At 71.7% G+C, this 22,146-nt stretch carries 22 protein-coding genes; 10 read left to right on the forward strand and 12 right to left on the reverse strand.

Annotation, left to right across the window (positions count from 1 at the left end; all coding sequences use genetic code 11):
- Window positions 1–31: 31 nt before the first annotated feature.
- A complete protein-coding gene (gene fdhD, locus ACWDN5_RS12920; protein ID WP_449676404.1) occupies window positions 32–856 on the reverse strand; it encodes a formate dehydrogenase accessory sulfurtransferase FdhD in 825 nt (274 codons plus the stop codon).
- Between the two features lie 102 nt (window positions 857–958).
- On the opposite strand from fdhD, the gene ACWDN5_RS12925 reads away from it, so the two are divergent.
- The 5 genes from ACWDN5_RS12925 (at window position 959) to ACWDN5_RS12945 (ending at window position 5,522) form a co-directional block, all read left to right on the forward strand.
- Window positions 959–2,308: an L-lactate MFS transporter gene (locus tag ACWDN5_RS12925; protein WP_310972287.1), complete on the forward strand. Its 1,350-nt coding sequence runs from the start codon at window positions 959–961 to the stop codon at window positions 2,306–2,308.
- Window positions 2,308–2,433 (forward strand): MFS transporter small subunit, encoded by a 126-nt coding sequence (locus tag ACWDN5_RS12930; protein WP_279629564.1) that lies wholly within the window; start codon window positions 2,308–2,310, stop codon window positions 2,431–2,433. Before ACWDN5_RS12925 ends, ACWDN5_RS12930 begins: the two co-directional genes overlap by 1 nt.
- Entirely contained in the window at window positions 2,430–3,182 is a 753-nt protein-coding gene (locus ACWDN5_RS12935; protein WP_310972288.1) for an SDR family NAD(P)-dependent oxidoreductase, read from the forward strand. Before ACWDN5_RS12930 ends, ACWDN5_RS12935 begins: the two co-directional genes overlap by 4 nt.
- Window positions 3,183–3,232: 50 nt before the next feature.
- On the forward strand, window positions 3,233–4,654 hold the full coding sequence (locus ACWDN5_RS12940) for an LCP family protein (protein WP_449676405.1): 1,422 nt from the start codon (window positions 3,233–3,235) through the stop codon (window positions 4,652–4,654).
- A 343-nt stretch (window positions 4,655–4,997) separates the two neighbouring features.
- Entirely contained in the window at window positions 4,998–5,522 is a 525-nt protein-coding gene (locus ACWDN5_RS12945; RefSeq protein WP_449676406.1) for a hypothetical protein, read from the forward strand.
- Here ACWDN5_RS12945 and ACWDN5_RS12950 read toward each other — a convergent pair whose 3' ends face one another.
- From ACWDN5_RS12950 to ACWDN5_RS12970, 5 genes are all read right to left on the reverse strand, one after another.
- Entirely contained in the window at window positions 5,523–7,829 is a 2,307-nt protein-coding gene (locus ACWDN5_RS12950) for an FdhF/YdeP family oxidoreductase (RefSeq protein ID WP_449676408.1), read from the reverse strand.
- A 42-nt stretch (window positions 7,830–7,871) separates the two neighbouring features.
- Window positions 7,872–9,173, reverse strand: coding sequence for an MFS transporter (locus tag ACWDN5_RS12955; RefSeq protein WP_449676410.1), 1,302 nt, complete (start codon window positions 9,171–9,173; stop codon window positions 7,872–7,874).
- Between the two features lie 65 nt (window positions 9,174–9,238).
- Window positions 9,239–9,676, reverse strand: coding sequence for a MarR family winged helix-turn-helix transcriptional regulator (locus tag ACWDN5_RS12960; protein WP_449676412.1), 438 nt, complete (start codon window positions 9,674–9,676; stop codon window positions 9,239–9,241).
- 46 nt (window positions 9,677–9,722) lie between these two features.
- Complete coding sequence (locus ACWDN5_RS12965; RefSeq protein ID WP_449676414.1) at window positions 9,723–10,721, reverse strand: hypothetical protein; 999 nt, start codon at window positions 10,719–10,721, stop codon at window positions 9,723–9,725.
- 50 nt (window positions 10,722–10,771) lie between these two features.
- Window positions 10,772–11,065 (reverse strand): hypothetical protein, encoded by a 294-nt coding sequence (locus ACWDN5_RS12970; protein ID WP_449676416.1) that lies wholly within the window; start codon window positions 11,063–11,065, stop codon window positions 10,772–10,774.
- 56 nt (window positions 11,066–11,121) lie between these two features.
- Here ACWDN5_RS12970 and ACWDN5_RS12975 point away from each other — a divergent pair, with 56 nt between their 5' ends.
- A complete protein-coding gene (locus ACWDN5_RS12975; RefSeq protein WP_449676417.1) occupies window positions 11,122–13,743 on the forward strand; it encodes a valine--tRNA ligase in 2,622 nt (873 codons plus the stop codon).
- An 82-nt stretch (window positions 13,744–13,825) separates the two neighbouring features.
- On the opposite strand, the gene ACWDN5_RS12980 is transcribed toward ACWDN5_RS12975, so the two are convergent.
- The gene (locus ACWDN5_RS12980) at window positions 13,826–14,725 is read right to left on the reverse strand and encodes a LysR family transcriptional regulator (RefSeq protein ID WP_449676418.1); all 900 of its coding nucleotides are present in this window, start codon (window positions 14,723–14,725) and stop codon (window positions 13,826–13,828) included.
- A gap of 70 nt (window positions 14,726–14,795) precedes the next feature.
- Between ACWDN5_RS12980 and ACWDN5_RS12985 the strand changes: the two genes are divergently transcribed.
- Window positions 14,796–15,557 carry an alpha/beta fold hydrolase gene (locus ACWDN5_RS12985; protein WP_449676420.1) on the forward strand — a complete coding sequence of 254 codons (762 nt, stop codon included), beginning with the start codon at window positions 14,796–14,798 and terminating at the stop codon, window positions 15,555–15,557.
- Between the two features lie 3 nt (window positions 15,558–15,560).
- Window positions 15,561–16,337 carry an alpha/beta fold hydrolase gene (locus tag ACWDN5_RS12990; protein WP_449676422.1) on the forward strand — a complete coding sequence of 259 codons (777 nt, stop codon included), beginning with the start codon at window positions 15,561–15,563 and terminating at the stop codon, window positions 16,335–16,337.
- Here ACWDN5_RS12990 and ACWDN5_RS12995 read toward each other — a convergent pair.
- Both ACWDN5_RS12995 and ACWDN5_RS13000 read right to left on the reverse strand, forming a co-directional pair.
- On the reverse strand, window positions 16,321–17,193 hold the full coding sequence (locus ACWDN5_RS12995; protein WP_449676424.1) for an SGNH/GDSL hydrolase family protein: 873 nt from the start codon (window positions 17,191–17,193) through the stop codon (window positions 16,321–16,323). The two genes, ACWDN5_RS12990 and ACWDN5_RS12995, sit on opposite strands and share 17 nt — an antisense overlap.
- Window positions 17,194–17,266: 73 nt before the next feature.
- Window positions 17,267–17,902, reverse strand: a complete 636-nt coding sequence (locus ACWDN5_RS13000; protein WP_449676425.1) for a class I SAM-dependent methyltransferase — start codon at window positions 17,900–17,902, stop codon at window positions 17,267–17,269.
- Window positions 17,903–17,975: 73 nt separating this feature from the next.
- Between ACWDN5_RS13000 and folC the strand changes: the two genes are divergently transcribed.
- Together folC and ACWDN5_RS13010 are read left to right on the forward strand one after the other, a co-directional pair.
- A complete protein-coding gene (gene folC, locus ACWDN5_RS13005; protein WP_449676426.1) occupies window positions 17,976–19,631 on the forward strand; it encodes a bifunctional tetrahydrofolate synthase/dihydrofolate synthase in 1,656 nt (551 codons plus the stop codon).
- Between the two features lie 38 nt (window positions 19,632–19,669).
- Window positions 19,670–20,026, forward strand: coding sequence for a DUF4233 domain-containing protein (locus ACWDN5_RS13010; RefSeq protein ID WP_310972671.1), 357 nt, complete (start codon window positions 19,670–19,672; stop codon window positions 20,024–20,026).
- Between the two features lie 3 nt (window positions 20,027–20,029).
- On the opposite strand, the gene ACWDN5_RS13015 is transcribed toward ACWDN5_RS13010, so the two are convergent.
- The 3 genes from ACWDN5_RS13015 to ACWDN5_RS13025 are packed head-to-tail and all read right to left on the reverse strand — an operon-like array spanning window position 20,030 to window position 22,069.
- Complete coding sequence (locus ACWDN5_RS13015) at window positions 20,030–20,332, reverse strand: ArsR/SmtB family transcription factor (protein ID WP_310972310.1); 303 nt, start codon at window positions 20,330–20,332, stop codon at window positions 20,030–20,032.
- A complete protein-coding gene (locus ACWDN5_RS13020) occupies window positions 20,329–21,150 on the reverse strand; it encodes a hypothetical protein (RefSeq protein WP_449676427.1) in 822 nt (273 codons plus the stop codon). The genes ACWDN5_RS13015 and ACWDN5_RS13020 overlap by 4 nt, the downstream gene beginning before the upstream one ends.
- Window positions 21,151–21,157: 7 nt before the next feature.
- The gene (locus ACWDN5_RS13025; RefSeq protein WP_449676428.1) at window positions 21,158–22,069 is read right to left on the reverse strand and encodes an SDR family oxidoreductase; all 912 of its coding nucleotides are present in this window, start codon (window positions 22,067–22,069) and stop codon (window positions 21,158–21,160) included.
- Between the last annotated feature and the right edge of the window lie 77 nt (window positions 22,070–22,146).

Consider the following 22,146-nt stretch of genomic DNA (forward strand, 5'->3'; position numbering starts at 1 on the left):
ACGCGTGATTGGAGAGACGACACGGCGAGGCTCAGGTCAGGATGCGGTGGTCGCCCGTGTAGAGGTTCATCGAGTCTCCGCGGAGGAAGCCGACCAGGGTCATGCCGTTCTCCTCGGCCAGCTCCACCGCCAGTGACGACGGGGCCGACACCGCGGCCAGCAGGCCGATGCCCGCCATCGCCGCCTTCTGGACCAGCTCGAACGATGCCCGGCCGGACACCAGGAGGCCGTGGTCCGGCGCCGGGATCCGGCCCTCGAGGACCGCCCAGCCCAGCACCTTGTCGACCGCGTTGTGCCGGCCGACGTCTTCGCGGACGACGGCCAGCGAGCCGTCCGGGGTGAACAGCGCCGCCGCGTGGAGGCCGCCCGTGCTGGCGAACACCTTCTGGCGGGCGCGCAGCGAGTCGGGTAGGCCAGCGAGCACCGAGCTCTTCACCGTGAACGCCGCCGACGCGGGGGAGAAGCGCGTGCGGAGCTTGACCGCGTCCAGCGCCGCCTTGCCGCAGACCCCGCAGGACGACGTCGTGTAGAAGTTGCGCTCGACCCCGGTGTCCGGCGGCGGGACGCCGTCGGCCAGCGCGACGTCCAGCACGTTGTAAGTATTGCGGCCCTGGTCGTCGACGCCGTCGCAGTAGCGGGCGACGGCCACGTCCGAACGCCCGCCGATCACGCCCTCGGACAGCAGGAAGCCGTGGGCCAGCTCGACGTCGTGCCCGGGGGTGCGCATGGTGACGGCCAGCGCCCGGCCGCCGACCCGCAGCTCCAGGGGCTCTTCGGCGGCCAGCGCGTCGGGGCGGCGCCGGTCCCCGGTCGCGGAAATCCGCCGCACCGGCCTGCGCACGGTCACCCTGCCCATCAGCACACCCTTCGCTGCCCGAAAGTTCGACACTCGTATGGTGCAACACCGGTGATTTAGTAATACATTCCCACCATCATCCCCAGAATACGGAGGGAACCGATGGCTCTCGGCTTCCTGGACCGATCCCGGATCGTGGCACCGCCGAGCTGGACGCGCTGGCTGGTGCCGCCGGCGGCCCTGTCGGTACACCTGTCGATCGGGCAGGCCTACGCGTGGAGCGTCTTCAAGACCCCGCTCGAGAAGACGATGCACCTCAACGGCACGCAGAGCTCGCTGCCGTTCCAGCTCGGCATCGTCATGCTCGGCCTGTCCGCCGCGTTCGGCGGCACGCTCGTCGAAAAGAACGGCCCGCGCTGGGCGATGTTCGTGTCGATGTGCTGCTTCGCCAGCGGCTTCCTCATCTCCGCGCTCGGCGTGGCGACCGGGCAGTTCTGGCTGGTGGTCGCCGGCTACGGCGGCGTCGGCGGCATCGGGCTCGGCATCGGCTACATCTCGCCGGTGTCGACGCTGATCAAGTGGTTCCCGGACCGGCCGGGCATGGCCACCGGCATCGCGATCATGGGCTTCGGCGGTGGCGCGCTGATCGCCTCGCCGTGGTCGTCGTCGATGCTCGGCACCGCGCCGACCACGAGCACCATCGCGACGGCGTTCCTGGTCCACGGCGTCGTCTACGCGGTCTTCATGTCGATGGGCTGGCTGCTCGTGCGGGTGCCCGCCGACGACTGGAAGCCCGCGGGCTGGGAGCCGAAGACCGACCACGGCAAGGCGATGATCAGCACGGCGAACGTCTCGGCCGCCAACGCGATCAAGACGCCGCAGTTCTGGTGCCTCTGGGTCGTCCTGTGCTTCAACGTCACCGCGGGCATCGGGATCCTGGAGAAGGCGTCCCCGATGATCGTGGACTTCTTCAAGAGCACCTCCACCCCGGTCGGCACGGCCGCGGCGGCCGGGTTCGTCGCGCTGCTGTCGCTGTGCAACATGCTCGGCCGGTTCGTCTGGTCGTCCACTTCGGACCTGGTCGGGCGCAAGAACATCTACCGCACGTACCTCGGTGTCGGCGCACTGCTGTACCTGGTGATCGCGCTGACGCAGAACTCGTCGAAGCTCGTGTTCATCCTGTGCGCGATGGTGATCCTGTCGTTCTACGGCGGCGGGTTCGCGACGGTCCCGGCGTACCTGAAGGACCTCTTCGGCACCTACCAGGTGGGCGCGATCCACGGCCGGCTGCTCACCGCGTGGTCGGTGGCGGGCGTGCTCGGCCCGCTGATCGTCAACCGCATCGCCGACAGCGAGAAGGCGGCGGGCAAGTCCGGCCCGGACCTCTACACGACGTCGTTCTACATCATGATCGGCCTGCTCGTGGTCGGTTTCGTGGCCAACGAGCTGGTCCGCCCGGTCAAGGAAAAGTTCCACGAGCCGGTCCCCGCGGCCGCGAGGAGTGAGGCGTGATGAGCGAACCGTCGGCGAACCCCAACCGGATGCCGCTGATCGTGCTGGCCTGGGCGTGGGTGGTGATCCCCTTCGGCTACGGCGTCTACCAGCTGTTCCTTAAGCTGGTCCAGCTGTTCGGATGAGCAGGGGAGTTCTCGTCACCGGCGCGTCCCGCGGAATCGGGCGCGCGGTGGCCACGGCGTTCGCGGCGCGCGGTGACCGGGTGGCCGTCCACTACGGACACCGCGCCGCGGATGCCGAGGAGACACTGAAAGCGCTCCCCGGCGAAGGGCACGTGCTGATCGGCGGTGACCTGGCCGATCCCGAGGCGGTCCGCAAGATCGCCGACGCGGCCGAAGCCGGGCTCGGCGGCGTCGACGTCCTGGTCAACAACGCCGCCGTCGCGACGTCGGCCGAGACCGCGCACCCGGTCGCCGGTGTGTCCTATGCGGACTGGCAGCGGATCTGGCGGCGCACCCTCGACGTCAACCTCGCCGGGGCCGCGAACCTCAGCTACTGCGTCGCCCGGCACCTCATCGGGCGCGGGGCGCCGGGCCGGATCGTCAACATCGGGTCGCGCGGGGCGTTCAAGGGCGAACCCGACCACCCCGCGTACGGGGCGAGCAAGGCCGCGCTGCACGCGCTCGGCCAGTCGCTCGCCGTCTCCCTCGCGCCCCACGGCATCTCCGTGACGTCGGTGGCGCCCGGTTTCACCGCCACCGAGCGGGTCGCCGACCGGATCGACGACACGCTGCGCGCGCAAAGCCCGTTCGGGCGGGTCGGCACGCCCGAGGAGGTCGCCGCGGCCGTCGTCTACCTGGCCTCGGCCGAAGCGACCTGGGCGTCCGGCACGATCCTCGACCTCAACGGAGCCTCACACCTGCGGATGTGACCTGGCTCTCACCCGTGCAGCGGTGTCCGAGGCCCGGGCGTCCAGGGGGCGTGCATGTACTGGGGAAGATCGCCGTCGCCGGGCTGGCCCTCGTCGTGTTCGGCGGCACGGCGTACGGCTACGTGAACCTCCGCGCCCTCGACGAGGTGTCGCGCGACAGCGTCATCGACGCGGACGGCGAGACGAAGCCGGGTGAGCAGCCCGCCGACGGCTCGCTCGACATCCTGCTGGTCGGCCGGGACTCCCGCAGCGACAACCAGGGCAATCCGCTGGCCCCGGAAGTGCTGCGCGAGCTGCGGGCCGGCGCCAACGGCGACGACCTCACCGACACCCTGATCGTGCTGCGGATCCCGAACGGCACGAAAGAGGTGAAAGCGTTCTCCATCCCGCGGGACAGCTACGTCTCGATGCCGGGCGGGAAGGGCAAGATCAACGCCGCGTTCGGGCGGGCGAAGGCCGCCGAAGTGGGGCGGCTGCGCAAGGCGGGGGAGACCGACAAGAAGAAGATCGACCAGGCCGCGCTCACCGCCGCCCGGCGGGCGACCCGCCAGGCGGTCGAGGGCCTCACCGGGGTGAAGATCGACCACTTCGCCGAGGTCAACCTGCTGAGCTTCTACGAGATCAGCAAGGCCATCGGCGGCGTCGACGTCTGCCTCAAGGAAGCCACCAAGGACAAGAACTCGGGCGCGGACTTCCCGGCCGGCCCGCAGCGTGTCGCCGGCGCGGACGCGCTCGCCTTCGTCCGGCAGCGCGACGGCCTCCCGGGCACCGACTTGGCCCGCGTCCGGCGTCAGCAGGTCTTCCTCGCCGGGCTGGCCCGGCAGGTGCTCTCGGCGGGCACGCTGGCCGATCCGGGCAAGCTGTCCGGCCTGATCGAGGCCGTGAAGCGCTCGGTGGTGCTGGACGACGCGTGGAACCTGCTCGACTTCGTCGGGCAGATGCGCGGGGTCAGCGGCGGCGGGATCCAGTTCGCGACGATCCCGGTCGTCAACGTCGACTACCGGTACGACTCCGCCAACCCGCGGGCGACGGCGGTCCAGGTCGACCCGGCCGCGGTGAAGGCCTTCGCGGCGAGCCTGATCGGAAGCGCCGCGCCCACCGCCCCGGGGACGTCGGCGCCGGCCGTGGCGGTCACCGTCGACGTCTCCAACGCGAGCTCGAAGGAAGGCCTCGCGGCCCGCGTGGCGGGCGTGCTGCGCGAGAAGGGGTTCACGGCGAGCCCGGCGGGCAACGCCGCCTCCCGGCGGACGTCGCTGGTCCGGTTCGGTCCCGACCTGGCCGGGCGTGGCGCCGAGGTGGCGAAGGCGCTGGGCGGGCTGACGACGCAGCAGGCGGCGTCGGTGCCGGCCGGCCACATCGAGGTGGTCCTCGGGTCGGTCTACTCCGGTCCCGGCGCGGCCGCGGGCGGCGGCGCGCCCGGGGGCGCCTCGGACGAGCCCATCACGTCGAACGGCGTCGTCTGCGTGGATTGAGCCACCGGTGAATTGATCGACGGCGAAGTGTCGTATTTTCCGTCGAATCCCTGAAATACGCGAAGAATTCCCGAGATCACGGTTCGACTGGACCACGGTGGACCACCCGGGTCAGTGGTCTTGACGCTGCCGCGCTGGTGAGGCAGGGTGCGGTGACCGTCGGCGGACAGGACCTCGTGACGGCGGAAAGCTCACCCGATCGGTGGGTGATCTTGGAAAACCGATGTCAGGGAATACGGAAAGTCCGGAATTTATGCGCAGCAGCGTCGCCCGGGGCGGGTGGATCTTGCCCGTCCTCGCTTCAGCCGTTCTTTGTGCCGGGTGCCAGTCGGCGTCCGCTTCGGTGCACTACCCGGGCGCGATCGACGCCTGCCGGCTGCCCGGCCCGAACGCGGAGCAGCAGCTCGCGCCGGGAACCGTCGAGATCCCGGTCGACTCGGTGAAGGCCGCCGAGTCCAAGGTCATCCCCGAAGACCACGCCAGCGAGGACAACGAGGTCACCACCTGCCGCAAGCTGTACGCGCGCGACCTCGGCGGCGGCAAGCCGAACCTGCAGGACTACCGGGTGATCACGATCGCCGTCGTGCGGTTCACGCAGTCCGACGCGGACGAGGCTTCCGCCAAGGCCAGCCAGCTGATGACCGACGCGCTCGGCGACCACTCGGGCGTCCGGCTCGTCACCGGGGTCGGTGACGAGGCCGGCTTCTCCGAGCAGTGGGCCGCCGTGCGGACCGGGAACGTCGTGCTGGGCCTGGCCATCGCCGACGGCGGGACCGAGGCCGCGCTGATCCCGCCCGCGACGCTGGACAGCGTGCAGGCCGTGGTCACGGACATGACCGGCACCCTGCAGAAGGACTTCCAGGGCTGATCAGGGCCGGGGTTCGAGCCGCACCACGATCGCCTTCGACACCGGCGTGTTCGACTTGTCCGCCACCGAGTCCAGCGGCACCAGCGCGTTCGCCTCCGGGAAGTACGCCGCCGCGCAGCCGCGCGCGGTCGGGTACGCGACGACCCGGAACGCCGGCGCCCGGCGGTCACCGTCCCGCCACTCGGAGACCAGGTCGACCTCGGCGCCGTCGGCCAGGCCGAGCGCCGCGAGGTCGTCCGGGTTGACCAGCACCACGCGGCGGGCGTTCTCGATCCCGCGGTAGCGGTCCGAGAGCCCGTAGATCGTGGTGTTGTACTGGTCGTGGCTGCGCATGGTCTGCAGCAGCAGGCGGCCCTCCGGCGCCTGCGGGTACTCCAGCTCCGAGACGGTGAAGTTGCCCTTGCCGTTGGCGGTCCCGGTGAACTCGCGGGAGTCGCGCGGGGCGTGCGGCAGCACGAAGCCGTCCGGCTCGCGGACGCGGCGGTTGTAGTCCTGGCAGCCCGGCACCACCCGCGAGATCCGGTCGCGGATCAGGTCGTAGTCGGTCTCGAACGTCCGCCACGGCACCGCGTGCCCCGCGCCGAACAGCGTCTCGGCCAGCCGGCAGACGATGGCGACCTCCGAGAGCAGGTGCTCGCTCGCCGGCTTGAGCCGCCCGCGCGAGGTGTGCACCTGCGACATCGAGTCCTCGACCGTGACGAACTGCTCGCCGCTCGCCTGGACGTCCCGCTCGGTGCGGCCGAGCGTCGGCAGGATCAGCGCGGTGCGGCCGTGGACGACGTGGGAGCGGTTCAGCTTCGTCGAGACGTGCACGGTCAGCGCGCACGACCGCAGCGCCTTCTCGGTCAGTTCCGAGTCCGGCGTCGCGGAGGCGAAGTTGCCGCCGACGGCGAAGAACACCTTGCCGCGGCCGTCGCGCATCGCCCGGATCGCGTCGACGGTGTCGAAGCCGTGCTCGCGCGGGACCTCGATGCCGAACTCGCCGGCCAGGGCGTCCATGAAGGACTGCGGCATCTTCTCCCAGATGCCCATCGTCCGGTCGCCCTGGACGTTCGAGTGCCCGCGCACCGGGCACAGGCCGGCGCCGGGCTTGCCGATCATGCCGCGCATCAGGGCGAGGTTCGCGATCTCGGAGATCGTCGGCACCGCGTGTTTGTGCTGCGTCAGGCCCATCGCCCAGCAGTAGATGGTGCGCTCGGAAGAGGCGATCATCCGGGCGACGCGCTCGATCTGCGCGCGGGGGAGGCCGGTCGCGCGCTCGATCTCCGGCCAGTCGATCTCCCGCAGGTGCTTCGCGTAGTCGTCGAAGCCCTCGGTGACCCGGTCGACGAACTCGCGGTCGACGATCGCGCCGGGCGCTTCGGCGTCCCAGGCCAGCAGCAGGTGCCCGACGGCCTGGAACAGCGCCAGGTCGCCGCCGAGGCGGACCTGGGCGAACTCGTCGGCCAGCGGGGTGCCCTTGCCGACGACGCCGCGGACGTTCTGCGGGTTCTTGAACCGCATCAGCCCGGCTTCGGGCAGCGGGTTCACCGCGATGATCTTCGCGCCGTTGCCCTTGGCCTCTTCGAGGGCCGAGAGCATCCGCGGGTGGTTGGTGCCCGGGTTCTGCCCGACGACGACGATCAGGTCGGCCTTGTGGATGTCGGCCAGGCTCACCGAGCCCTTGCCGACGCCGGTGGTGGCCGACAGCGCCGCGCCCGAGGACTCGTGGCACATGTTGGAGCAGTCGGGGAGGTTGTTGGTGCCGAAGGAACGCACCAGCAGCTGGTAGAGGAACGCGGCCTCGTTGCTGGTGCGGCCGGAGGTGTAGAAGATCGCCTCGTTCGGGTCGGTCAGCGCCTTGAGCTCGCCCGCGACCAGTTCGAACGCGGCCTCCCAGGAGATCGGCTCGTAGTGCGTGGCGCCGGCGCGCAGCACGAACGGCTCGGTGATCCGGCCCTGCTGGCCCAGCCAGTAGTCGGTCTTGGTCTCCAGCTCGCCGATCGGGTGCCGGGCGAAGAACTCGCGGTCCACCCGCCGTTTCGTGGCTTCCTCCGCGACGGCCTTGGCGCCGTTCTCGCAGAATTCGGCCAGCTTGCGCTTCTCGCCGTCGACCTCGCGCGGTTCCGGCCACGCGCAGCCCGGGCAGTCGAAGCCTTCCCGCTGGTTCAGCAGCCGCAGCGCCTTGATCGTCCGGCCGGTGCCCATCTGCTCGACGCTGCGCGCGAGCGACACGGCGACACCGGGTATCCCGGCCGCCCAGCCCTTCGGCTTGCCCACCTCGAGGCGGGTTTCGTCCACGTCCTGCGCCGGCGCTTCACGGGTCATGCACCCATCGTGCGCCTCGATGATCGCGCGCGCTAACAGGGGTCAGCGTTCGGCCGCACGCAACCCGCGGTCGGCGACGGTGACCACCAGCAGCAGCGCGCTGATGACGACCAGCGCGACGGCCAGCCGGTGCAACCCGGCCGAGTCCGCGTGCGGGCCATAGCAGAGCGCGATGAGCGTCGAGGCCACGATCGCGCCGAGGTACTGGGCCGTGCGGAACAACCCGCTCGCGGTACCCATCTGCTCGGCGGGTGCCTCGCGGTAGAGCGTCGTCTGGTTCGCGACGCTGGTCAGGCCCTGGGCGAGGCCGAACAGGGCGGCCAGGGCGAGCAGCGCGCCGACCCAGGTGCCGTCGTGGACGAGCAGCAGCAGCGCCGAGCCGCCGGCCAGGGCCACCGCGACGGTGACCAGCCGCGCCTTGATGCCGGACGCGCGCCCGGAGAACGCCGCGGCGCAGACGGCGGTGCCCGACATCGGCAGCAGCATCAGCCCGGCGGCCTCCTCCGACAGCTGCCGGGCGGTCTCCAGCCACTGGACGTACCCGAACATGATCGCGTAGATGGCCATGAAGCTCAGCGCCTGCCGCAGGTACGTCCGCAGGATCGCGCTGTTGGCCGCGAGCATCCGCAGGTCGAGAAACGGCGTGTCGCGCCGGAGCTCGACCAGCGTGAAGGCGGTCCCGAAGGCGGCGACCACGGCGAGCAGCCAGACCTCGGCGCCCGGGTCCATCAGGAAGAACAGGAGCGCGAGCAGGGTCGCGGAGAACAGCACGATGCCGAGCACGTCGATCCGGGTGGCCGTGCGCTCGCCGCGGTCGTCCTTCGGCACCCACAGCAGCGCCAGGACCAGCGACAACCCGGCCAGCGGGATGTTCACGGCGAAGATCGCCGGCCAGCCGAAGAGCCCGATCAGCACGCCGCCCAGCGTCGGGCCGATCACCATCACCGTCTGCGCGGACATCGACAGCACCGACAGCACCCGGGCGGGGACGCCCTGGCCGCTCGCTTCGGCGTGGTGGCGCAGCACGGCCATCGCGGCCGGGAACCCGGCACACGTGCCCAGGCCGAGGACCACGCGCACGCCGGTCAGCCAGCCGACGGAGAGCGGGATCAGGCCCGCGATCCCGGCGATGATCACCAGGGTCGCGCCGCCGAGCAGGACGCGGCGGGCGCCGTGTCGGTCGACCAGCAGGCCGACCACCGGCTGGCCGACCGCGGTGGCCAGGTAGAGCGCGGAGATCAGCCAGGCGGTCTGGCCGGGGCCGGCGCCGAAGCTCTGGCCGATCGGCACGAGCGCGACGGCGATGAGCGTGGAGTTGATCGGGTTGAGCACCGCGCCGGCCACCAGCGGGGTGACCAGGCGGGCGCCGAACTTGGCGGGGGCGGTGACGGTGCTCGTGAGGAACTCCTTCAGTGTTCGGCGACGCGCTGCAGCAGCGGCAGGGCGCGCGTGACGGCGTCGAGCTCGGCGGGGGACAGCTCGTCCAGCAGGGCCTGGGCCAGCCACTCGTCGCGGTGCTGCTGGATGCCGCGCACGGTGTCGCGCCCGGCGTCGGACAGGCTGATCACCACCCGCCGCCGGTCGGCCGGATCGGGTGCGCGGGTGAGGTAGCCGAGCTCGTCGAGGACGCCGAGGGTGGCGGCCATCGACTGCTGCCGCACGTGCTCGGCGGCGGCGAGCTCGCCCTGCGTGGCCGGCCCTTCGCGGAGGAGCCGGTGGAGCACGGCGGACTGCGACGGTGTCAGGACCCCGGCGTTGTCGACGTGGCGGAGCCGCCGGTGCAGCTGCCCGACGACCCCGCGGATCCAGCCGGCGCTCTCGGCGACGTGCGGAGGTACTTCGCCCATGTACACAGTTTAACTGTGCAGTCCGGACTGTGCATCTTGGCTCGGCTCAGTCGGGGCAGCCGTCGATGGTCGGGACCGGGTACTTCGGGTCGTAGTAGCCGGGCGCGTCCTGGTGGCCGGACGCGGGAACGGGCGACGGCGGGTTCGCGTAGCCGGGCGCCAGGTAGCCCTCCTTGGCGGCGGCGCAGCCCACCGACGAGTACGCGATGGAGCCGCTGTCGAGCCACAGCCCGTGACTGCCCTGCTCGAACGACGAACCGCTCCGGACGACGTACGTCTCGTCACGGCGTTCGAACGTCACGATCTCGGCGGGGCTCATGAGCTCCTTGGGGTGGGCGTGGTCGAAGGCGTAGGCGACCGTGTACTTCGCCTCGACGACCAGCTCACCGGGCTTGGCACCGGCGCGCGCGGCGAGCGTGCCGAAGGTGCGGGGGCCCGCGTCGAGCAGGTGGTACCCGTCGGCGATCTCGGTGAGGTACGCCGCGAAGCCGCCCTTGTCCTTGTCCGGCTTCTTGGCCAGCTCCGGGAGGATCTGGTCGCGGTCGTCGGGCGCGAACAAGGCCGCATACGCCTTGCCGTCGTGCCCGGTCAGGACCGCCGGGTCGAGGTGCGCGGCGGTGATGGCCTGCTTGACCTTGGCGTACGCGGCACCGACCGCGTCGGCCTTGAAGGCACCGACGGCGGCCGCGGCGGGGGACGTGATGCCGTCCACACCCGTGGGCCAGACGTCGGCGGGGGTGTGCGCGTACGGCCGGGCCAGGTCGACCGGGGCGACGTCCGGCACCGACGTCGGGTCCGGCGGCCCGGCGTCGTGGGCGGGCCGGCGGCCGAGCAGCACGATGGCCGTGGTGGTCACGGCGAGGATGAGCAGGAACGCGGCGAAGACCCACCAGCGGCGGCGTGGGCCGCGCGAGGCGCGTTTCTGCTGCTTGCGAAACTGCTTGCGGTCTTTCTTGGCGCCCAGCCACGCGTCGGTCCGCGCGTGCTTGCGCCAGTCCGGGTCCATCAGGTCCGGGTGCGATTCGAGCAGGTTGTCCTCGTCCACGTGCGTCCCCCCAAGGTCGACGTCTGATCATCGACGCCGGGGGACGGGTGTTACCCGAAATACGCGAATTCGTTGACGCCGACGCCCTGCAGCTGGTGCACGATGATCGCCGCGGCGACCAGCCCGACCACGATGAGCAGGGCGAGCACGCCCGGCCAGCGGCTCTGCCCCGGCTGCTGGTACCCGCCCGTCCGGCGCTCGCGCTTGCGGCGCTTCTTGAGGTCCTTCTTCGCGCCCAGCCAGGCGTCCCGGGCGGCGTACTTCTGCCAGTCCGGGTTCATCAGGTCCGGGTGCGTCTCGAGGCGCCGGTCGTCCGGATCCTGCGGCTGCTGAGGCTCTGCCATCCCGAGTGCCTTCCCCCTGGGTGACCCGCCGTGACGGGTTCGTAGACTTGTCCATTGTGACCGAGAACGCTCCGCAGCAGACCACCGACCTTCCGGGTGCCTGGGACCCGGCCGCCGAGGAAGCACCGATGTACGACCGCTGGGTAGCGGCCGGGTACTTCACGGCCGACGCCTCGTCGGGGAAGCCGCCGTTCTCGATCGTACTGCCGCCGCCGAACGTAACCGGTTCGCTGCACATGGGCCACGCCCTCAACCACACGTTGATGGACGCGATGAGCCGCCGCCGCCGGATGCAGGGCTACGAGGTGCTGTGGCTGCCGGGCATGGACCACGCCGGCATCGCGACGCAGAACGTCGTCGAGCGCCAGCTGGCCGGCGAGGGCCTTTCCCGCCACGACCTGGGCCGCGAGAAGTTCGTCGAGCGCGTCTGGGAGTGGAAGGCCGAGTACGGCGGCAAGATCCTCGGCCAGATGAAGCGCCTCGGCGACGGCGTCGACTGGTCGCGCGAGCGGTTCACCATGGACGAGAACCTGTCGAAGGCCGTCCAGACGGTGTTCAAGAACTTCTACGACGAGGGCCTGATCTACCGGGCCGAGCGGATCATCAACTGGTGCCCGCGCTGCCAGACGGCGCTGTCGGACATCGAGGTCGACCACAACGACGACGACGGCGAACTCGTGTCGATCCGCTACGGCGACGGCGACAGCGCGATCGTGGTCGCGACCACCCGCGCGGAGACGATGCTGGGCGACACCGCGGTCGCCGTCCACCCGGACGACGAGCGGTACGCGCACCTGGTGGGCACCGAGGTCGAGCTGCCGCTGACCGGCCGCCGCATCCCGATCGTGGCCGACAAGCACGTCGACCCGGAGTTCGGGACGGGTGCGGTGAAGGTCACCCCGGCGCACGACCCGAACGACTTCGAGATCGGCCGCCGGCACGACCTGCCGATGCTGACGATCATGAACGAGCGCGCGGAGATCACCGCGGCCGGGCCGTTCGAGGGCCTCGACCGCTTCGAGGCGCGCCCGGCGGTCGTCGCCGCGCTGCGGGAGGCCGGCCGGATCGTCGCGGAGAAGCGGCCGTACGTGCACGCGGTCGGGCACTGCTCCCGCTGTGACACGGTCGTCGAGCCGCGGCTGTCGCTGCAGTGGTGGGTCAAGGTCGAGGAGCTGGCCAAGCTGGCGGGCGACGCGGTCCGCGACGGCCGCACCAAGATCCACCCGCCGGAGCTGGGCAAGCGTTACTTCGACTGGGTCGACAACATGCACGACTGGACGATCTCGCGCCAGCTGTGGTGGGGCCACCGCATCCCGGTGTACTACGGGCCGGACGGCGAGGTCGTGTGCGTGGGCCCGGACGAGCAGCCGCCGGCCGGTGAGGGCTGGACGCAGGACCCGGACGTGCTGGACACGTGGTTCTCGTCGGGCCTGTGGCCGATGTCGACGCTGGGCTGGCCGTCTTCTTCGGAAGACCTGGCCAAGTTCTACCCGACGAGCGTGCTGTCGACGGGCTACGACATCCTGTTCTTCTGGGTGGTCCGGATGATGATGTTCGGCGTGCACCAGATGCAAGGTGCGCAGCCGTTCGACCACGTGTACCTGCACGGCCTGATCCGCGACGCGCAGGGCAAGAAGATGTCGAAGTCGCGCGGGAACGTGATCGACCCGCTGGAGTGGATGGACGCGTACGGCGCGGACGCCACCAGGTTCACCCTGGCCCGCGGCGCGAACCCGGGCGCGGACATGGCCCTGGCCGACGAATGGGCGGCGGGCTCCCGCAACTTCTGCACGAAGCTGTGGAACGCGACGAAGTTCGCGATGATGAACGGCGCTTCGGTCGCTTCGCCGCTGCCTGCCGCTGCCGACCTGACGGAGGCGGACCGCTGGATCCTGGGCCGCCTGGCCGCGCTGGTGTCCGAAGTGGACGGCCTGTTCGAGGACTTCCAGTTCGCGAAGGTGGCGGGCGCGCTCTACCAGTTCACCTGGAACGAGCTGTGCGACTGGTACCTGGAGCTGGCGAAGGTCCAGCTGTACCAAGGAGACCCCTCCCGGGTTTCCGCGACACGCGCTGTCCTCGGGCATGTGCTGGACACGGTGCTCAGGCTGCTGCACCCGTTCATCCCGTTCATCACGGAGAAGCTCTGGACGGCACTGACCGGTGGCGAGTCGCTGGTGGTCGCTTCGTGGCCTTCTGCATCGCGGGGTTACGCCGACGCGGTGGCCGACGCGCGGATCGCCGACGTCCAGAAGCTGGTGACGGAGATCCGCCGCTTCCGGGCGGACCAGGGCCTGAAGCCGGGCCAGAAGGTGGCGGCCCGCTTGGCGGGTTACGAGGGCGGCCACGAACCGGCGATCCGTTCGCTGGTCCGCTTGACCGAGCCGTCGCCCGAGTTCGCGGCGAGCGCCTCGCTGGAGGTGGCCCTGGCGGCCGGGGTGGTGACGGTGGAGCTGGACCTGTCGGGAACGGTCGACGTGGCGGCCGAGCGCAAGCGTCTCCAGAAGGACCTCGCGGCGGCGGAGAAGGAGCTGTCGCAGACGGAGGCGAAGCTCGGCAACGAGGCGTTCATCGCCAAGGCCCCGGAGCAGGTGGTGGCCAAGATCAAAACCCGCAAGGAGACGGCGGCGGCGGACATCGACCGCATCACGGCGCGGCTGGCGGCTCTTCCGGCTTCCTGAGGTCGTGGACAAAGCCCGGTGCTCGGTTTGCGGAGCGCCGGGCTTTGTCGTACCCCTCGGGTAGCGTGAAATCGGGGGCTGCTCAGCCGGCTTCGGTCGACCGTGCGGCTTCGATCAGCGCCACCGCCTCGGGCGTCACCCGCCGGTCGGACGGCGTGGCCAGGTACGTCTGCATCCGCGGGGTCGGGTCCCGAAGCGGCCGGAACGCCACGCCCGGCACCGGCAGCAGGTTCGCGTGCGCCCGGTAGAAGACCGTCCAGTGTGGACGACCGAAACCCAACGTCCCCAACGTATCCTGCGCCGTCGTGAAATCCGGACCCGGCAAAGGTTCGAAGCCCGCCTCCCGGCAACACGAAACGACCAAGTCGTACAACGGCTGGTTCCGCGAAGGCGGGCTCAACCGCGCCGGAAGCGAAGCCAGCGAAGCGAAGTCGACGACGGGCAACGAAGCCAGCGGGTGCGAGGCCGGCAGGGCCACCAGGACCTCGTCCATCCACAAAGGAGTGAAGTCCAGCCCCGAAGAAGGCCACGAACCCCGCACGATGGTCGCATCCAGCGACCCGTCCCGAACGCGCTCCAGCCGCTGAAGAGTCGGCGCGTGCACCAGTTCCAGAGAGGCCGACGGCGCGAGCCGCGCGAACGCGCCCAAGAGGCCGCCCAGCCGGTCGCCCAAACCCTCGCTCGTGCCGAGCCGCAGCAGCCGGACGTCCCGGAACGACGCGACCGCGTCCTCCGCCCGCCGGGCCGCCGCCAGCACCGCTCGCGCCTCCGGCAAGAACCGCTGTCCCGCCTCCGTCAGCGCCACCGAACGCGTCGTCCGCGACAGCAACGACACGCCCAGTGCTCGCTCCAGCCGCCGGATCTGCTGGCTCACCGCCGGCTGGACGATGTGCAGGCGCTCCGCCGCGCGGCCGAAGTGCAGCTCCTCCGCCACCGTCACGAAGTACCTCAGCTGCCGCAGCTCCACCGGGACCCCATTCATCAGCTTCCGTGATCAGTGTACGAGTGACTTGACCATCGCAACGCCCGCGCCCGCGGGGCAGGCTCGGCGCATGCCCGAACTGGAAATCAACGGAACCCGTCTCCACTACGAAGACGCCGGCGCCGGCCCCGCGCTGCTGCTCCTGCACGGCTGGGGCACCAGCGGCCGCGTCTGGTCCTCGTGCCTGCCCGATCTCGTGCGCGATCACCGCGTCGTCACGCCCGACTGGCGCGGGTGCGGCCGCTCGGACCACCCCGCCGACGGCAACACCATCGGCACCGTCGTCGCCGACCTCGCCCAGCTCGTCGAGACGCTGAAGATCAAGCCCACCGTCGTCGGGTCGAGCATCGGCGGCGTCTTCGCCACCGAGCTGGCGCTCGCGCGGCCGGACCTCGTCGAGCGCGTCGTCGCCGTCGACAGTCCCGGGTACTGGCCGAGCACCGGCATGCTCGACCAGGTCCGCGACCTGCGCGAACAGCTCGTCGACGACCGGGCCGGCACCCTCGAAGGCTGGGTGCCGGGCTGGTTCGCCCCGGGTGCCGCGCGCGGGCTCGTCGACTGGACCGTCCGCCAGCTGCTCGACTCCGGCCCCTACATCGACGAACTGTTCACCGAGTGCACCACCTACGACCCGCGGCCGCGGCTGAAGGACCTGGAGACCCCGATCACCTACCTGCACGGCGAGCTCGACGCCCAGATCCCGCTCGAAGTGCCGCGCAGCTGCGCCGCGGAGACGCCCGGCGCCCGCGTGCACGTGCTCGCCGGCTGCGGGCACGTGCCGCACCAGGAAAACCCGCGCGCGTTCACCGCCGCCCTCCGAGAGATCGCCTGAACGATGCCGGAAGTGACCCTCGGAGACGCCGTCGTCCACTACGACCGGACCGGCGACGGCCCCGCTCTGCTCCTGCTGCACGGCACCGCCGCGTCCCGCGAACAATGGGGACCGCTGACCGGGCAAGCCGACGGCTTCACCGTCCTCGCGCCCGACTTCCCCGGCTCCGGCCTGACCACCGACAGCGGCGGCCCGATCACCGTCGAAGCCCTCGCCGCCCAGGCCGCCGCCGTCCTGGACGACGCCGGCTTCGAGACCGCCCACGTCGTCGGGCACTCGCTCGGCGCGGTCGTGGCCGCACACCTGGCTGGCACCCGCCCGGACCGCGTCCGGACCGCCGTCCTGCACGCCGCCTGGCCCGCCACCGACGTCCGGCAGGACGCCGAGTTCCGCTACTGGCTGGACCTGCTCGGCACCGGCACCTTCGCCCGGATGCTCCCGCTGATGGCCTTCGGGCCGCGCTACTGGGAACAGGCCACCGCGGAAAGCAACGACCAGCTCGTCAAGACCTTGGAAACGGTGATCCAGCCGGGTGCGGACCGCCAGATCGAGGCCGACCGCGCCGTCGACCTGCGGCCGGTGCTCGGCCGGATCACCGCGCCGGTCCTGGTGCTCGGCAGCGCGCACGACCGGATCGTCACGGCGGACCAGCAGCGCGAGCTGGTCGCCGCGATCCCGGACGCGCGCGCCGCCGAGATCGACGCGGGGCACGGTGCCCCGGCCGAACTGCCGGACGAGTTCGCCCGGCTCGTGCTGGACTTCGTCAGGTCAGCGCCTTGAGCACGGCCGCGGCGGCGCCGGCCATCCCGGCCTGGAACGGGTGGTAGGCGGCCGCCGCGAAGATGTTCTGGTCCTTGCCGTTGATCCACGCCGCGCCGCCGCGGGCGCAGGCGTCGTGGCCGGTCGACGGCCCGAAGGTGTCGACGTACTCCGCGGCGGTGTTCGCCGCCGCGGCCGAGAGGGCCGCGTTGAGGTCGCTCTCGACGCGGTTGAGCCAGGCGTAGTCGCCGTCGGCGAACGGGAGGACGTCCGGGCACGACCCGGTGTCCGGGGCGATCCGCGGGTAGCCGACGACGATCACCCGGGCCCCGGGCGAGCGCTGGTGGATCGCGGCCAGAACGGCCTCGATCCGCGGCTGGATGGCGGTGACGGCCATCGGCACCGTCTCGACGCCGTTGACCGTGAAGTGCTGCTCGCAGGGGTTGCCGGCCGGGGCGCCCGCGCGCAGTCCCGGGCAGGTCGCCAGCAGCCGGCCGAAGAGGTCGAAGTCGTTGCCGCCGATGCCGAGGGTGACCAGGTCCGTGTCGAGGCGCAGGGCGTTCAGCTGCGGGGGGTTCGTGGCGTTGAACGCCACCGGCTGCGGCGCGGTCATCGAGCCCGTGGTCGCGCCGGCGCAGCTGACGTCGGTGAACACGCCGGGTTTCAGCGCCGCCGCGAGGACCGACGGGTAGTTCGCCGTCGACCGCCCGCACCCGAGCGGGTCGGACCGCTGCAGCGGGATGAACGGCCCGGAGGTGTAGGAATCGCCGAGGGCGACGTAGTGGTGGATGGTCCCGGCCGCCGACGCGGCGGCCGCGGTGGCGGTGAGCAGGACGGCCGCCGAAAGGACAGCGACGAGCAGCCGGGTGATGCGCATGAAGACCCCGTTCTCGCTGGTGGAACCGCTGCCACCACATCTAGCGAGTACCGGCGGCCGACGGGGAAGAACTTCACCCGCCAGTCAGGTCACCGTCGCCGTGCTCACGGTAAGTGATCAAGGTGCGCCAGAAGAGCAACGGCCGGACCGTGCTCCCGGGCAGCAACCGCGCCGATTCGCGGCGCAGCTCGGCCAGCGTCGGGTAGTTGTCGACGACGGGAGCCGTCGGGCCCGCTTCGGGGCCGCCGTTCAGCCGTTCGCCGGCGTAGACGACCAGGCGCGCGAGCGCGTTGACCGGGACCGCCGCGATCGCCTTCGCCCAGTCCGCGGGCGTGCTCGGTTTCGCCAGGCCGAGCACCACGAGCACGCCGCCCGGCACCAGCGCGCGGCGCAGCTTGGCGACCGTCTCGAACGGCATGTGGTGCAGCGACGCCAGGCACGAGATGTAGTCGTAGTGCGCCTCGGGCAGCGGGTCGGTGGTGACGTCGGCCTGCCGGTAGACGATCTGGCCGGGCCCCGGCGACCCCAGCCCGGCCGCCGCCTCGACCATCGCCGCCGAGACGTCGACGGCCTCCACCGCCATGCCGGTCGCGGCCAGCCGCCGGGCGAACCGGCCGGTGCCGCACCCGACGTCCAGCGCGATCCCCGGACCCGGCGGCAGCAGGTCCAGCAGCAGCGGGTGGTAGTGGTCGTTGTGGTTGAACGGCATGCGTCGAGAGTGCCACCCGTCACGCACGTAGACTCGCAAGGCAAGTGCGAAACCCCAGGCCGGAGGAGATTCAGTGCCGCAGGATGAGACAGGTCGCAAGCCGGACCTGTCGGATCTGGACAGCTTCGCGGGCGTCGACGAACTGGGGACGTCGGGGTACGAGGAGTCCGACGACCACGACCCGGAACTGGACGTCCGCGACACCGCGTTCGAAGCCGGCGGCGGCTCGCGCGGCGGGATCGGCGGGGTCGGCCAGCTGGGGGACAACCTCGCCACCGGCCCGGTGCCCGACCTGAGCGTGCCCGAGGACGCCGAGCTGCACGAGCTCGACGACCAGGGCGACCAGGTCGAGTACGGCGACCCGAACGGCCCCGAGGCGCGGCGTGAGCTGATGGCCGTCGAGGCCGAGCTGAACCAGCGCTGGCCGGAGACGAAGATCGAGCCGTCGCTGACCCGCATTTCGGCGCTGACGCAGCTGCTGGGCGAGCCGAACCGCGGCTACCCGGTGCTGCACGTGGCCGGCACGAACGGCAAGGGCTCCACGGCCCGGATGATCGACGCGCTGCTGACCCGGATGGGCCTGCGCGTCGGCCGCTACACGAGCCCGCACCTGCAGCTGGTGACCGAGCGGATCGCGCTCGACGGCCGGCCGATCTCCGCCGCGCGCTACGCCGAGCTGTGGAACGACATCGCGCCGTACGTGTCCATGGTGGACGGTGCCTCCGCGGACGGCGTCGAGATGAGCAAGTTCGAGATCCTCACCGGGATGGCGTTCGCCGCGTTCGCCGACGCGCCGGTGGAGGCCGCGGTCCTCGAAGCGGGCCTGGGCGGGGCCTGGGACGCCACGAACGTCGCGGACGCCGACGTCGCCGTGATCACCCCGATCGGCCTCGACCACGTCGAGTACCTGGGGCCCGACGCGGTGAGCGCGGCGCGGGAGAAGGCGGGCATCATCAAGCCCGGCTCGGTCGCGGTGATCGCCGAGCAGGACCCCGAGGTGCTGAAGGTGCTGCTGGAGCGCGCGGTCGAGGTCGACGCCGCGGTGGCGCGCGCGGGCAGCGAGTTCGGCGTGCTCGAGAAGGAGGTCGCCGTCGGCGGGCAGCTGCTGAAGCTCCAGGGCCTCGGCGGGGTGTACGACCAGATCTTCCTGCCGCTGCACGGCGCCCACCAGGCCGCGAACGCCGCGCTGGCGCTGGCCGCGGTCGAGGCGTTCTTCGGTGCGGGCAAGGACAAGCAGCTGGTCGTCGAGGCGGTGCGCGAGGCGTTCGCCGAGGTCGAGACCCCGGGCCGGCTCGAGCGCGTCCGCTCGGCCCCGACGGTGCTGCTCGACGCGGCGCACAACCCGCACGGAGCCCGCGCGCTCGCCACGACGGTGTCCGAGGAGTTCGCCTTCCGCCGCCTGGTCGCGGTGGTCGGCGTGATGGCCGAGAAGGACGCCCACGGCATCCTCGACGCGCTGGAGCCGGTGGTGTCGGACATCGTGGTGACGCGCAATTCGTCGCCCCGCTCGATGCCGCTGGAGGAGCTGAACGAGCTGGCGATCTCGGTGTTCGGCGAAGACCGCGTCGTCGCCGAAACCGACCTGGAGACGGCGATCGAGACGGCGATCGCGCTGGTGGAGACCAACGACGACCCGGAGGAACCCCTGGCGGGCGGCGGCGTGCTGGTGACGGGCTCGGTGGTCACCGCGGGCGAGGCGCGCACGCTGTTCGGGAAGGAGCCGGCGTGACCACGTCGTCGCAGGAGGCGCCGAAGCCGAAGGACCCGATGAAGGGCTTCCGCGGCGTGATGTCGGGAACGCTGATCATGGAGGCGATCACGGTCGCCCTCGCGCTCCCGGTGGTGAACAAGCTGGGCGGCGGGATCTCCACGGGCACCGGCTGGACGGTCATCGCGGTGGCGGTGCTGCTGATCGTGACGTGCGGCTTCGTCAAGCGCGCGTGGGCGGTGCCGCTGATCCTGGTGTTGCAGGTGGTGCTGATCGCGCTGGTGTTCTGGCTGCCGGCGATCGCGGTGCTGGGCGTGATCTTCCTGGCGGTCTGGCTGTGGCTCCTGTGGCTGCGCCGCGACGTCGCGCGGCGGATGGCGGCCGGGACGCTGGCCAGCCAGCAGCCCCAGCCGTGATCCTCACGGGTGCTGGCAGGCCCGCACCTCGGTGGTGAGCGCGTCGAGCGCGTCCAACGCATCGGCCGGCACGTCGAGGCGGTAGATCCGGTGCGGGCCCGACCTGGTCACCGCCAGCAGGCGGGCGTCGAGCAGGATCCGCAGGTGCCGTGACACCGTGGACTGCGGCAGCTCCAGCGCCGCTTGCACCTCGCCGACCGTGGCGGATCCGCCGCGATCGAGGAACACCCCGATGATCTGCACCCGGGTCGCTTCGCCGAGTGCCCGCAGCACGGGCAGCGCGGTGCTCAGCGCGTCCTGGATCATGCGGGCACCCGCTCCAGCAGCTCTTCGAGCGCACTCGTCGGACGGCCGTGCCGCCGGCCCAGGTCCACCCAGTCCCGCAGCATCCGGACCGTCTGCGGCCCGTGCCCGCCGAAGTGGTCGCGCAGGTACTGCGGCACGTCGAACGGCGCCAGCCGTGGTAGCACCGTCAGCGCCGCACGCACGGCGGGTGCGCTCACCGGGCGCGGGCGCGGCACGTCGTATCCGGCCGCGACCGCGGTGCGCGCCTGCGTCGCCGCCGCCGCGAGCTGCCGCGCGGACCGGCGGGCGGCCGCGAGGTCGAAGCCCACGGCGTGCAGCCCCGCCACCACGGGCATCGTCGTCGCCGCGGACACCAGGGGAGCGGCGAGCGGGGCGGTCGGCTGCCGGCGGGCGAACAACGGCCGGAGCAGGTCGGTGGCCGGACCGGCGATCGTGAACCGTGCCCGCGGCCAGAACCACGTCGGATCGGCGCCGCCGGCGAAGAACCCGGGTACCACCAGGCCCCACGGCCGGTCGCCGGCCAGCTCGCGAAGCAGCTCCACCTCCGACGGCACCTGCGTGACCGCCGTGACAACCGTTGCCCCCGCGAACAGCTCGGCGACGCCCGGCGAGGCGGGCGAGGCCGTGCTGATCACCACGTCCCAGCCCGACGGCCGCTCGCCGGGTGTCACCAGGTCGACGGTGCGCCGCCGGCGGGTTTCGATGACCCGGGAGTCCGTGGTCCGGGCGCGCACCACCAGCCCGGCCGGGTGCTCCTCGGCCAGCGACGTCGCCAGCACCCGGGCCACCGGCCCCTGTCCCACCACGAGAACACGCATGTCAGCACTATATCCGGATATCCGGATATAGGTAATCCCCGTGCTCGATGTCGTCGAGCAGCGACGGGTGGCGGGGTGACCAGCCGAGCAGTTCCCGCGTCAACGCGCTGGAGGCGGGCGCGTCGAAGCCGTAGACCGTGGCCATGAACGGGGTCGCGTAGTGCCCGGCGGCCTCGTCCGGGGTGAGCGAGACGACGGGCAGGTCCAGGCCGCGCCCGATCGTCTCGGCGATGCTCCGGAACGGGACGTTCTCCGCGGCCCCGTGCAGCACGCTGCCGGCCGGCGCGGCCTCCAGGGCCAGCCGGAAGAGCACGGCCGCGTCGAGCCGGTGCACCGCGGGCCAGCGGTTGCCGCCGTCGCCGACGTAGGCGGACTTGCCGGTCTTGCGGGCGGTGTCGGCGAGCATGCCGATGAAGCCGTAGTCGCCGGGACCGTGCACGGTCGGGGCGAGCCGGACCACGGTCGCGCGCACGCCCCGGCCCGCGAAGCCGAGGCAGGCCCGCTCGCCCGCGATCCGGAACGCGGCGAGCCCGGCCGCGTCGGGTTCGTCCCGCTCGCTGCTTTCCCGGCCGGCGGGCATGACCAGGGTGCCGGACGTGCTCACGAACGGCTTGCCCGTGTGCTCCAGCGCGCCGCCGAGGGCCTCGATCGCGGCCCGGTCGCGCCGCATCATGTCGTCCGGATCGGCGAAATCGCCCCCGAAGGCCATGTGCAGCACGCCGTCGGCGGCTGCGGCGCCCGCGCGGAGGCTGTCGAGATCGTCCAGTGAGCCGGGGTGCGGGGTGGCGCCCAGCGAGGTCAGCCGGGCGGCGGCCGCGTCCGAGCGCGCCAGGCCGGTGACGGTGTGGCCGGCCGCGATCAGCTCGGCGACGACGGCGGGCCCGGTCAGGCCGGAACCGCCGGTGACGAAGACGTGCATGGGACCCTCTTCCGGCGTTGTGACAGTGACTGACACTACCGACCTTACCGCGTAGTGTCAGTCGCTGTCGCTACCGG

Source organism: Amycolatopsis sp. NPDC003731, assembly GCF_053586895.1.